Source organism: Alkalibacillus almallahensis (assembly GCF_011761495.1).
Taxonomy (GTDB): Bacteria; Bacillota; Bacilli; order Bacillales; family Alkalibacillaceae; genus Alkalibacillus; species Alkalibacillus almallahensis.
In genome coordinates this window covers 57027-69470 of the sequence record NZ_JAASRU010000001.1, presented here as the reverse complement: position 1 = coordinate 69470, position 12444 = coordinate 57027, and the positions used below count along the sequence as shown (strand labels likewise).

The window sequence follows — 12444 nt, the reverse complement described above, 5'->3', positions numbered from 1 at the left end:
ATTATTCATCCTTATTACGTTAGTGTTAAATAAGCCATCATGCGACCTGTTTGACCATGGTCACGTCGAAATGAATAAAACAAATCACTGGATTCATATGTACAATATTGAGTGATCGCAATTTGTTCGGGTTTAACCCCAGCTAATTGCAAATATAAACGATTAAGTTCTTTTAAATCTAATAAATAACGATCTTGCTGAGACCTCTTTAGAACTTGCTGAAATTGATTTGGAATCTGACTAGAAACTTTCTCATCAACTTCATAATATGGTTGAGAAATACACGGTCCAATCGTTACAAATAACGCATCAGATGAAATACCTTGTTGGTTAAAGGCCTCAACCATTTTATCGGCTATACCATTAACAGTCCCACGCCAACCTGCATGAGCTAAACCAATCCAACGCTCTTGAGGTGCGACGAAATATAAAGGCACACAGTCGGCATAAAATGTGGTTAGAACATGATTTTTATCATTGGTAATCATACCATCAGCATCTATTACTGTCTCATCATGCTTAGTAGCTAAATCATCAAGGTCCGTTAAATCTTTTACAACTGTACTATGGACTTGATTAAGTGTTCGCCAATGTTCAAGCGGTTCGTTCAGTTGCTGACTTATGTACTGTCGATTTGCTAATACATCTTCCAAACGATCATTTACATGTAGAGCCATATTTAAATAATCATACGGTTTTTCACTATACCCATTTCGTCTTGTTGTAAAACCCGATTTCACATGGAATTCATCCCAATTTGAAAGGGGCATAAGTGCAGTACCTTGATCTATAAATGGTTCGTTCATAATAAGACTCCTTTTCATAACATTTTATCATATTTCAAAGGGTAGTGCGTACGTAACGCGCCTTTTCTTAAGAATATTTCGATCGGCTTATTAAAATCACGTCATGACCAATCATTTGAATTTGAGCCCAATCAATCCAAAGTTCTTCTTGCTCTCCAAAAAGGCCCAACCATTTTCCTTTGGTCGAAATAATGATCGATTGAATCAACCCAATGGTGACATCTATTTCTAAATCCGTTACGACACCGAGTCTTTCCCCGCTCTCAACATCTATAATATCTTTTGTTTGAAGCTCTGACAACAACATGATGCCGACCCCCTTTATAGTTTATCCTATGTTATATGATTTAAAATCTTGCTCAACGCTAAAAGCTAAATAAAAAAAGATCCTGAACCTTTAAAGATTTAAGGCTCAGAATCTTTGTATTGATCGTTTATTTATTGCTTGTCTACTCTTAAGAATCAAGAACTGTCTTGTTCATCTCCTTAATGGCTGATTTTTCTAATCGAGACACTTGCGCTTGTGAAATTCCGATTTCATCTGCTACTTCCATTTGTGTCTTACCTTCAAAAAAACGTTGATTAATAATTAATTTTTCTCGTTCATTCAACTTTTTAATTCCTTCACGAATCGCTAGTTCATTAAGCCAAGAAGAGTCTTTTTGTTTATCATCTTTTAATTGATCCATGACGAAAATAGGGTCGCTTCCATCATTATAGATTGGTTCAAATAATGAAACAGGGTCTTGAATAGCATCTAATGCGAAAATAACATCCTCTTGAGGCAAATCCATCTCTTTTGCTATTTCTTGCGTTGTAGGTTCTATAGACCGTTTACTCATCAAGTTCTCCCTAACTTGTAAAGCTTTATAAGCTACATCACGTAATGAACGAGAAACCCGTATTGGATTATTATCTCTTAAGTAACGTCGTATTTCACCGATAATCATCGGAACAGCATAAGTTGAAAATTTAACATTCTGACTTAGGTCAAAATTATCAATTGATTTCATTAAACCTATACAACCTACTTGAAATAAATCATCTACGTTTTCACCACGATGATTAAAACGTTTAATCACACTTAATACTAATCGTAAGTTACCATTAACAAGTTCTTCTCTTGCGGACTCATGACCTGCTTGTAAACGTTTGAACAGAAATCGCATTTCTTCATTTGTTAACACTGGTAATTTTGATGTATCTACGCCGCATATTTCCACTTTACTTTTCGTCATTGTTGCCCCTCCCACCTGGAGTTGATCTCAATAATCATTGTTTCCAGAATGGGAAAATTTATGCGGACTTAATAGCGACTAACTATAGAACAATTGTTTAAGCCATTTTGTTAAACTCACGTTTTAATCGTTTAATAATTTTTTTCTCTAAGCGCGATATATAGGATTGTGAAATGCCTAAACGGTCCGCAACGTCTTTCTGCGTTTGTTCATCATAACCACTTAATCCAAATCGCATCTCCATAATCTGTTTTTCTCTGCCGTTTAGAGATTCCATTGCTGACTTAAGCAGGGTTTTATCAACTGAAAATTCGATATCCTTCGTGATTAAATCATCATCCGTTCCTAGTACATCTGATAGTAATAATTCATTACCATCCCAATCGACATTTAAGGGTTCATCAAACGATACTTCTGTTTTACGTTTATTGTTTCGTCTTAAATACATTAAAATTTCGTTCTCAATACATCGTGAGGCATATGTTGCTAATTTAATTTTCTTCTCAGGGTTAAACGTGTTAACTGCTTTAATAAGGCCAATTGAACCAATACTTATTAAATCTTCAATATGAATTCCCGTATTTTCAAATTTTTTAGCAATATAAACAACTAAACGTAAGTTATGTTCAATTAATAATGACTTAGCAGCCTGATCTCCGTTCATCAAACGATCCAATACATTTCTTTCTTCATCCTTTGATAAAGGGGGTGGTAATGCTTCGTGACCACCAATATAATATATTTCATCTGATCTTCCTGAAACCTTGAACCATAGAATCATGCACTTTTCTTTGATTCGTAACCATAGATTTTTCATCTTAAGATACCCCCTTATAGTGTTTGATTTGCATCTGTTTGGATTGCCACAACATGGGATGTAGTAAACAATGGACATCCATTTGTTGTGACAACTTACCTTCATGAAATCCAACATATACGTGTGGTGTTTTTATTTGTGTAGAATCTGTATGAACCAAAACCTCATCAGCTAAGAAGACAGGTAATAAACCTCGTTCACCACCTGCCTTTTGAAACGGAATCCAGTGTAAATCATCAGTATGTTGAAAGACTGATTCATCTTGTTGTTTCATCAATAACAATGTTTCCTCACTGAACCAGTTTCGAAAGGTTTCTTCATCGAGTAAGATAACGGGTTTCTTCGACAACGGATGTTTTAATTGATTGCCTGTGTCCAAAAACCCCTTAACGGTAATACTTTTCTCTAATGCCCGAATCGTGATCAGATAGAATTGGTCATGTTTCATTTGGTTAACAGTCAGTTGCTGTAATTGATGTTTCGTTAAGAAATAAGCAACAGGAAATAACACCAAAACGACACCCCAGCTTAACCAATTACCAAATGGTGTAGCACCTTGATCTAATAAAACATCGTGACTCATCATAAAAAAATGTAACCCAAACATAGCGCCACCGATTGTAAAATTAATAAAATAAAATGATAGCCATTGAAGTAGTAATTGCGTTAATCGTTGATATTTGAATGCGATCAGTATAATTAAAATGGAATAAATCAATTTCACGATTGGTAACGTTACCCACTCAAACGATAATGATAATTGAAGCGGAATGATCAAAGATGCAAAAAAAGCGGCTAAAGCAATTCGTTTCGGTTGATAAATACTTTTAGTAGCCCAACAAACAAGTAATAACACCATCCAATCAAATAACAAGTTTAGTAGCCAGATTAAATCAACATATAATGGCACGTAACACATCCTTTAATTCATAAACTGAACAGCTTGACTATATATCTTGAGTATAAAAAAAGAAGCCGAAGAAACATGTCAGTTTCTCGGCTTCTAGTGTTACTTATTTTGCAAACTTTTGTCTTATTTCGGTTTCACTATTCTTATTGATCGCGATTACGATTACGTAAGAATGTCGGGATATCTAATGTATCCTCTTCATACGCAGGGCGTTGTTGTTGCTGTACGGGACGCTCGCGACGTGGTTGTTGTTGCTGTGATGTCGACTGAGTATTGGACTGTGCAGGTCGAGAATGTTGTGTGATTTGCTCATCATTATTTTCATCAAAACCAGTTGCAATAACAGTTACGACAATTTCTTCTTTTAATGTTTCATTAATCACTGAACCAAAAATTACGTTAACTTCTTGATCAGCTGCAGAAGTAACAATTTCCGCTGCTTCTTGTACTTCAAACAAGCTTAAGTTTTGGCCACCGGAAATATTCATTAGTACACCGTGAGCACCATCAATAGATGTCTCAAGCAATGGTGATGAAATGGCTTTCTTGGCAGCTTCAGATGCACGATTCTCACCTGTTGCAATACCAATGCCCATTAAGGCTGACCCTTTATCAGACATAATCGTTTTAACGTCTGCAAAGTCCACGTTAATTAAACCTGGGACAGCAATTAAATCTGAGATACCTTGAACACCTTGTCGTAATACATTATCAGCTTCGCGGAAAGCTTCTAGCATTGGTGTGTTCTTATCAACTAATTCAAGTAAACGGTCATTTGGGATCACAATCAGTGTGTCGACACTTTCTTTTAATGTATCAACACCTGTTGTTGCATGAGTAGAACGCTTACGACCTTCGAACATAAATGGTCTTGTAACAACACCAACAGTTAAAGCCCCTACTTCTTTAGCAACTTGTGCAATGACAGGCGCAGCACCAGTACCAGTACCGCCACCCATTCCTGCAGTTACAAATACCATATCTGCACCTTGTAGTGCTTCTTCTAATACATCTTTGCTTTCTTCTGCCGCTTTCTTACCAACTTCTGGGTTTGCACCTGCACCTAAGCCTCTTGTGAGTTTTTCACCAATTTGTAATTTGGTATCAGCTTTTGATAAATTTAACGCTTGTGCATCTGTATTAACAGCAATAAACTCGACATTTTGTACGCCATGCTCAATCATTCGGTTGACAGCATTAGAGCCGCCGCCACCGACACCAATTACTTTGATTGTTGCTAATTGTTCCATATTCGCTTCAAAATCTAACATGTCTCGTTCCTCCTACTTTCATTATTCCCAACTCATACTACCTTTGAAGGAAACGTGCAATTAATCAAAGAAGTAGTTTTGTATTTTCTTCATGAAACCTTCTTTATCTTTCGTTTGTTCCTTTTCCTTACGTTTAGGTTGCTCTTGTTTTGGTTGTTGTTGTTTTGGTTTCGTATTAGGTTCTAGGTTTGACTGTTGTGTCTTAATACCACTGCCAAACTCTTTACCTTGTATTTTCGCATTTCGATAGGCGAATTGCAAGGTACCTAAGCCAACTGAGAATTGTGGCTCACGAACCCCAATATGCTTTGGCACAGACAAACGAACATTGGTTCTGAATGTATCACGTGCTAAATCAACAACACCTGGTAATTGCATAAGTCCTCCAGTTAGTACATACCCACCAGGTAAGTCTGGATAACCCATCCGTCGAAATTCTTGTAAAACAAATTGGAATATCTCATCTAAACGAGCTTCAATAATTTCAGCAATTTCAACTTGGCTAACTGTTTTCGTTTCATCATTACCTATCGATGTCACTTGAAAAGTATGATCTTCATTTGCTGTTTCTAATTGAGCATGACCATGATTTAGTTTAATCTGATCAGCCTCTTCAGTTGAAGTCTTTAATACGATAGAAATATCTTTAGTAACATTGTCTCCACCAAGGGGTATAACAGATGTATTAATTAGATGGCCATCCGCAAAGAAGGATACTGTTGTACTTCCAGCACCAACATTTACTAAACCGACACCTAATGTTTTTTCGTCTTGTGATAAAGCGACTTCACCAGCAGCAAGTGGTTGTAAACTAATATCCTCCACATGTAATCCTGCTCGCTCAACACATTTTAATATGTTATGTAGGTTTGTTTTACCACAAGTGATTAATGTTCCTTGCATTTCTAACCGAACACCAATCATGCCACGAGGATCTGAGATTTCATCCTGTCCATCAACAATAAATTGTCTTGGAATAACATCGACAATTTCACGCTCAGGAGGGATTTGCATAACTTGTGATGCTTCTATCACTCTTGCAATATCTTCTTGTTCTATTTCACGCGTCTCACTCGATACAGCGACAACACCATGACAATCTTGTAATTGAATATGATCGCCGTTAATCGATACAACGACACGTTGAATTGTCATATCAACCATTCTTTCCGCTTGATCTACGGCGCTTTGAATAGCATGAACGGTTTGATCAATATCAACAATAGCACCTTTCTTCATTCCTGATGATTCTGCTGTTCCAACACCGATAACATTAATCGTGTCATTTGAAACTTCTCCAATGATGACCTTCACTTTGGATGTCCCTATATCCAAACTCACCAAAATTTCACTTCGGTTCATGATTGCACCTCCAGTAACTGCTCCGTTTTCTATATCGATTCAACGCATCCAATGCGCTTAAACTTCTAATGTATAATAATTCAACTAAAGAAGGCTGAATCCCTGCATAATCTTACAACTTTCTACATTTTTTACGAACCATTATCAATCTCGACCCGCTCCTCATCGTCACTTGATTCGTAAGGGACGAAATATGCACCGACATCAAGATGAAGAACACCTTCCATTGATTCTTCTTGAATCTGCGCTGCAATGGATGGATAGGATTCCATCTTATCAGCTAATTGATCAATCGTTGCAATAATTTCTTGTCCGTCTATTGTGAAAAGCCGAACACGCCGTTGATCCTGATCATTTGGTTCGTAATATATTTCAGATATTAACCGTGAAATGGAATCAGGCATACTAGCCATTTGTTTTGCAACATCTTGTAAAAACTCCCCTTCAAAATTATGGAGTAAAGGTGCGTCTTCACGTGGTAACTTTAATTCGACACGCTCTAATCGTTCACCATTTTGCAAGATTGGATAGAAATAATCACCTGACTGTTGATAAGCAACACGTTCATATTCAGACACCGATATAAGGACTGTATTATACCATTCTCTTGATATTTCAACCTTTTCAATTTCAGGATGTTGCTCTACCTGCTCTTTTATTTCATTTAATTTCAGTTGCCAAAAAGAATCATCTAATTGCACAGATGATAGTTCAACTATTTTTTCAGTTTCTAGAGTTGAATTGCCGGTCGTTTCAATCGACTTGACATGACTAAGTGGCGATTGTATGTAAACTATAATTAGGATTAATAATATAATCAAGATCATAACCATATAAAATCGCCGGTTTGCACGTCTTTTGCGCGAATGTTTTAATTGCGGCATGCGTTCTTCTAACGAAACAACTTTTTCTTGATCATCAGCCATCGTTAAAGCGGCTCCTTACAGACTTATCACTTTATGAAGTGACAGTCATCCTATCTTATCAATTTATTAACCCATTATAGCATAGATTTTCGTAATAATAATAAGGTATTTGGGGCTAAATTAAAGATTTTCTCAAAATTTTGGCTTCACTATTTAAACATTAATTGATTAAAAGAGCCAAACATAAAAACAAGCTCGCTATGTTAGCGAGCCAAAGTAAATCTCTATTTACGTTTTTATTTTCGCATATTGACTAATATTTAACAATAATCCTAGCGAGATTAATGTAATAGTTAGTGATGATCCACCATAACTCAGTAATGGTAATGTTATTCCAGTTACAGGTATTAATCCAATCACAACACTAATATTAATCATAACTTGAATAGAAAACATAGCCGTAATGCCAAACGCTAATAATGAAGCGCTTAAATCCTCAACGTTTAAGGCTATAATAATTCCACGCCAGATAATGATAAAAAACAGTCCAATGATCACACTACCACCGATTAAGCCTAATTCTTCAGCAATGATTGCAAAAATAAAATCTGTTTGTGGTTCAGGGAGATAAAAATATTTCTGCATACTCTCACCAAACCCGAGCCCCAATAAACCACCTGGACCAATGGCATATAATGACTGAATGATTTGAAACCCATCACCTAAAGGGTCCTCCCACGGATTTAAAAAGGCTGTAATTCGATTAATGCGATACGGTGCAGATGCGATAAGGGCCACAAATCCAACCAATCCAAGCATTGCTAACGAAACAAAATGACTTATTTTTGCACCAGCTATATAAAGCATCAACATTCCTGTACCGACTAATACAACCCCTGTCCCTAGATCAGGTTGTAGCATTATAAGACCAAAAGGAATAATCAACAACAATAATAGTGGGAAAAATCCCTTTTTAAATTGATGCAATCGATCTTGCCACTTAGGTAACCACGCTGCGAATAACAGGATCACGCCCACTTTCATAAATTCGCTCGGCTGTATGCTAAACGCACCAACGCCTACCCAGCTCTGGGCACCTCCACGTACCATGCCAATACCAGGGATTAATACAATGATTAAAAATATGAAACACGCTCCATAAATAATGACAGCGAATTTCAAAAACTGTTCATACGGCGTTTTAATCATAAAAATGATACCTAATAAACCAAGAAAGGCAAACAACGCTTGTCGTTTCAAATAAAATGTTGGATCATCGAACTTGTATTCTGACCAGACTGATGATGCACTATAAACCATAAGCAAGCCAATCACTAATAATGAAATAATTGCAAATAATAAAAATCGATCAACAGAGTGATGTGATTTGAACAAAAAAACACCCCTAACTTCAAAGAGGAAGTTGGGGCTTACGTCATGGACAAGCCCCTCACTAGAGCTTATGCACGACTTCGATAAACATGTCACCACGATCTTCAAATGTTTTGAACTGATCCCAACTGGCACATGCTGGGGATAATAAAATGACGTCACCTGCTTCACTTTGCTGGTAGGCTTCATTTGTTGCTTCAACTATATCTTCGCAAATTGTTACAGCATGAAAATCATGTTCATAAGCTGATTGCGCAATCTTCTGTGCTGACTCACCATATGCTACACAGTATTTTACGCTATCAAATTGCTCAATGAGCTCATCAAATGAAACACCACGATCTAATCCGCCAGCAATTAAAACAATTGGATTGGAAAAAGCCTGGATAGCTTTTGTGGTCGCCAAGATATTGGTGGCTTTTGAGTCATTATAAACATAACGACCATCAAGAGATTTCACAAATTGTAAACGATGCTTAACCCCTATAAATTGCTTTAACACCGATTCAATAACTGAGTGAGGAACATTAAACTGAGAAGCTACAGCAATACTAGCTAACACATTCTCTAAATTATGGTCACCAGGTAAGGCGACATCACGTTTAGCCATTAACTTCTCTTTGCCAATGTATAGGTCGCCATCAAGGCATGAAACACCATGAGGCATAGAATTTATCATAGAAAACGGTGTTTGTTTCGCCTGAAACGATTCATGGTTTGATGTAATTGTGGAGTCATCATGATTATATACAACAAAATCTTCTGCTGTTTGCCGTTCAACTAAACGTAACTTGGAATTAACATAATCCTCAAGCGTTTGATGATAATCAAGATGAGCTTCCGTAATATTTAACAACACTGCAATGTCTGGTTTGAACTGATGAATAGCTTTTAGCTGAAAAGATGATAACTCCATGACAACTGGTTGACCTGGCTTCTGTTCACGAACAACTTCTGAGGCAACCACACCAATATTACCTGCTAGAAGTGGGTTTAATCCTGCTTCATCTAAAATTCGATGGATGAGTGTTGTCGTTGTCGTTTTACCGTTCGTTCCTGTAATGGCAACAAGTGGCCCATCGACTAAGAGATACGCTAGTTCTATTTCAGTTACAACAGGCACACCTTGTTTTTCAGCTTCAGCAACAATAACATGTTGATGAGGGATCCCCGGGTTCTTGACTACAAGATCCACACCATCTAAAACTGATAAAGGATGATCACCTGTGACGACGTCGACACCCAAGCCAGCGAAGTATTGAGCCGTTTCGTTTTGTTCAAATGATTGCTTATCATTAATCGCAAATGAAATATGACTATCATATAGTAATTGAGCAGCTGCTTGTCCGCTCTTAGCTAAACCTAATACAAGTACATGTTGATATGGAAAATTCTTTAACGTTTTCACTAAATAAACACCTCGATGTAAACGCCTAATGCTGCACAAATAAACCCTACAGTCCAGAAAGTAGCTACAACTCGCCACTCAGACCAACCACTTAATTCATAATGGTGATGTAGTGGGCTCATTTTCAAGACTCTTTGTCCAGTAGCTTTAAACACAACAACTTGTAACATAACTGATAAAGTCTCAACAACAAATACACCACCAATTAGAATTAATAATAATTCTAATTTCATTAAAATCGCAATAATTGCTAATGATGCACCTACTGCAAGAGAACCTGTATCACCCATAAAAACTTTAGCAGGATGACTATTAAAGACTAGAAAGCCTAATAGTGCCCCTACCATTGCAAATGTGAAAATAACAATTTCTGACGGTAAACCATAAGCCCAACCAATAATACCAAAAGCAGCGAAAGCAATCGATGCTGTTCCTGAAACTAAACCATCTAATCCATCTGTTAGATTAACGGCATTCGATGTGCCGACAAGCATGAGTAAAATAAGTACACTATAAAGCCAACCGAATTCTAGCGATAAATCTGTACCAGGTAGTGTAACAGCCGTTGAGAAATCACTATTATGTAATATCCAATAAACAACAACTGCAATGACAACCTGAGCGAGCATTTTTTGTTTTGAAGTTAAACCTAAATTACGTTTTTTAACAATAATAATAAAATCGTCTAAAAATCCAATCAAGCCATAACCAACTAGTACAATGAGTGCAATCGCTAATTCTTTAGTCATAAATAGTTCTGTCTCAAACCATGTAAGCGCCAAACTAGCTATAACGGTAGCGAATATGATCATTAATCCACCCATAGTTGGTGTACCAGATTTAACTTGATGTGATTCCGGTCCTTCTTCGCGAATGCTTTGACCGAATTTCAATCGTTTTAGAAACGGAATAAATATTGGTGAACACATCACGGTTATTAAAAAACCCACCGCCATGGTAAACAAGATAATCGACTGTGACACAATTAGAACTTCCTTTCTTCTACATATAAAAAATTAATTCATTAACTCATCAATAATTTTCTCCAACTGCATACCTCTAGAAGCTTTGAATAAAATAACACTATCGTTTTTTAAATAAGGCTTAATTAAAGAACTAGCGTCTTCATTAGACCTAACATGAGTTTTATATCCTTTAAAGTTGTCAGATAAACCCTCATGAATAAAACGACTAGCATCACCAATTGTAATTAATGCAGTGATGTCAGAATCTATTGATGCTCCTACTTTCTTGTGTTCTGCTTCAAGATGCTCGCCCAACTCAAAAATATCCCCTAAAACGAGAACTTTATTTTGTTGTTTCATGTTTTTGACTACATCAATAGATGCTTTCATAGATGTAGCTGACGCATTGTAGGCATCATTAATCAAGAAAGCACCTGATTCTGTTTCGATTTGTTCGAATCTCATACCAGGCAAAGTTAAGTCCGCTAATGTTTGAACCATCTCTCTTTCTGGAATCTCTAAAGCACGACCAACAGCAAGCGCATATGCACTGTTTTTCGCTTGATGACTACCCAGTAATGGAATCGATACAGGCATTTCATTGATCATGAAAGTGGTTTGATCATCATGCTGTTCAATTTGGGAAACAACATAATTCAATTCATTCGCAAAACCACAGGTAAGCATCTGCTGAGATAAAGTGACATTTAATAGTGGTTCATCTCCATCCACAATGACTAACCCAGATTTCTTCATCCCTTCAACGATTTCTAATTTAGCTTGTGAAATGCCTTTGCGACTACCCAAGTATTCTATATGTGATTCGCCAATATTAGTGATGACAGAAATATCAGGTTGGGCTATTTCTGATAAGCGGGCTATTTCACCGAATTGATTCATTCCCATTTCTAATACGAGTACCTCAGTATTTTGAGGCATTGCCAGAATGGATAGGGGCATTCCAATTAAGTTATTTAAGTTACCTTCAGTCTTAGAAACCTGATAAAAAGGTTTCAAACTAGAACTTATAATTTCTTTTGTTGTCGTTTTACCGTTTGACCCTGTTATACCAATTACTGTTGGATTAATTTTGTTTCGATAGGCTTGTGCCAATTCTTGCAGAGCCGTTAATGAGTCATCAACGAGGAAAAACGGTATACTGTCAGGTTTGTTTTCAGGGAATGGTTGGTCCTTCTGCCAAATAACTGCGACAGCTCCCTTATCTATAGCCTGCAAAACAAAATCGTGCCCATTGAAACGTTCACCAATGATTGGCACGAATAACCCTTGAGATACCGATTTTCGGCTATCAGTATAAATTTCTTGTATCTGTACTTCTTCTTGTATGTCCCCTGAAAATTCTGGGAAAAGTTGGTTTAGAAAATTAAAAGTAAATTTAGTCATTGTCC

The 12444-nt window shown here is 36.8% G+C and carries 12 protein-coding genes; all 12 read right to left on the bottom strand.

Annotated elements, in window-relative coordinates; translation table 11 throughout:
- Positions 1-14 precede the first annotated feature (14 nt).
- Positions 15-806, bottom strand: coding sequence for a peptidoglycan editing factor PgeF (pgeF, locus tag FHR85_RS00365; RefSeq protein WP_167259899.1), 792 nt, complete (start codon positions 804-806; stop codon positions 15-17).
- A 67-nt stretch (positions 807-873) separates the two neighbouring features.
- A complete protein-coding gene (locus tag FHR85_RS00360; protein WP_208379560.1) occupies positions 874-1113 on the bottom strand; it encodes a YlmC/YmxH family sporulation protein in 240 nt (79 codons plus the stop codon).
- A 148-nt stretch (positions 1114-1261) separates the two neighbouring features.
- Complete coding sequence (sigG, locus tag FHR85_RS00355; RefSeq protein ID WP_167259897.1) at positions 1262-2044, bottom strand: RNA polymerase sporulation sigma factor SigG; 783 nt, start codon at positions 2042-2044, stop codon at positions 1262-1264.
- 97 nt (positions 2045-2141) lie between these two features.
- Positions 2142-2861 carry an RNA polymerase sporulation sigma factor SigE gene (sigE, locus tag FHR85_RS00350; protein ID WP_167259895.1) on the bottom strand — a complete coding sequence of 240 codons (720 nt, stop codon included), beginning with the start codon at positions 2859-2861 and terminating at the stop codon, positions 2142-2144.
- A 1-nt stretch (position 2862) separates the two neighbouring features.
- Positions 2863-3771, bottom strand: a complete 909-nt coding sequence (spoIIGA, locus tag FHR85_RS00345; RefSeq protein WP_167259893.1) for a sigma-E processing peptidase SpoIIGA — start codon at positions 3769-3771, stop codon at positions 2863-2865.
- 143 nt (positions 3772-3914) lie between these two features.
- Positions 3915-5042: a cell division protein FtsZ gene (gene ftsZ, locus FHR85_RS00340; protein WP_167259891.1), complete on the bottom strand. Its 1128-nt coding sequence runs from the start codon at positions 5040-5042 to the stop codon at positions 3915-3917.
- A gap of 60 nt (positions 5043-5102) precedes the next feature.
- Entirely contained in the window at positions 5103-6404 is a 1302-nt protein-coding gene (gene ftsA, locus FHR85_RS00335; RefSeq protein ID WP_167259889.1) for a cell division protein FtsA, read from the bottom strand.
- A 131-nt stretch (positions 6405-6535) separates the two neighbouring features.
- Entirely contained in the window at positions 6536-7330 is a 795-nt protein-coding gene (locus tag FHR85_RS00330; RefSeq protein WP_167259887.1) for a cell division protein FtsQ/DivIB, read from the bottom strand.
- A gap of 228 nt (positions 7331-7558) precedes the next feature.
- Positions 7559-8665, bottom strand: a complete 1107-nt coding sequence (gene spoVE, locus FHR85_RS00325; RefSeq protein WP_167259885.1) for a stage V sporulation protein E — start codon at positions 8663-8665, stop codon at positions 7559-7561.
- 58 nt (positions 8666-8723) lie between these two features.
- A complete protein-coding gene (gene murD, locus FHR85_RS00320) occupies positions 8724-10070 on the bottom strand; it encodes a UDP-N-acetylmuramoyl-L-alanine--D-glutamate ligase (protein WP_167259883.1) in 1347 nt (448 codons plus the stop codon).
- Positions 10070-11026 carry a phospho-N-acetylmuramoyl-pentapeptide-transferase gene (gene mraY / locus FHR85_RS00315; protein WP_208379571.1) on the bottom strand — a complete coding sequence of 319 codons (957 nt, stop codon included), beginning with the start codon at positions 11024-11026 and terminating at the stop codon, positions 10070-10072. The genes murD and mraY overlap by 1 nt, the downstream gene beginning before the upstream one ends.
- Positions 11027-11086: 60 nt before the next feature.
- Positions 11087-12439, bottom strand: a complete 1353-nt coding sequence (locus FHR85_RS00310; RefSeq protein ID WP_167259879.1) for a UDP-N-acetylmuramoyl-tripeptide--D-alanyl-D-alanine ligase — start codon at positions 12437-12439, stop codon at positions 11087-11089.
- Between the last annotated feature and the right edge of the window lie 5 nt (positions 12440-12444).

Coding starts and splice junctions, on each gene's coding strand:
- FHR85_RS00330 (WP_167259887.1), bottom strand. CDS start 7,330: ATGGCTGATGATCAAGAAAAAGTTGTTTCGTTAGAAGAACGCATGCCG.
- sigG (WP_167259897.1), bottom strand. CDS start 2,044: ATGACGAAAAGTAAAGTGGAAATATGCGGCGTAGATACATCAAAATTA.
- pgeF (WP_167259899.1), bottom strand. CDS start 806: ATGAACGAACCATTTATAGATCAAGGTACTGCACTTATGCCCCTTTCA.
- mraY (WP_208379571.1), bottom strand. CDS start 11,026: ATGGCGGTGGGTTTTTTAATAACCGTGATGTGTTCACCAATATTTATT.
- ftsZ (WP_167259891.1), bottom strand. CDS start 5,042: ATGTTAGATTTTGAAGCGAATATGGAACAATTAGCAACAATCAAAGTA.
- FHR85_RS00360 (WP_208379560.1), bottom strand. CDS start 1,113: ATGTTGTTGTCAGAGCTTCAAACAAAAGATATTATAGATGTTGAGAGC.
- FHR85_RS00310 (WP_167259879.1), bottom strand. CDS start 12,439: ATGACTAAATTTACTTTTAATTTTCTAAACCAACTTTTCCCAGAATTT.
- ftsA (WP_167259889.1), bottom strand. CDS start 6,404: ATGAACCGAAGTGAAATTTTGGTGAGTTTGGATATAGGGACATCCAAA.
- sigE (WP_167259895.1), bottom strand. CDS start 2,861: ATGAAAAATCTATGGTTACGAATCAAAGAAAAGTGCATGATTCTATGG.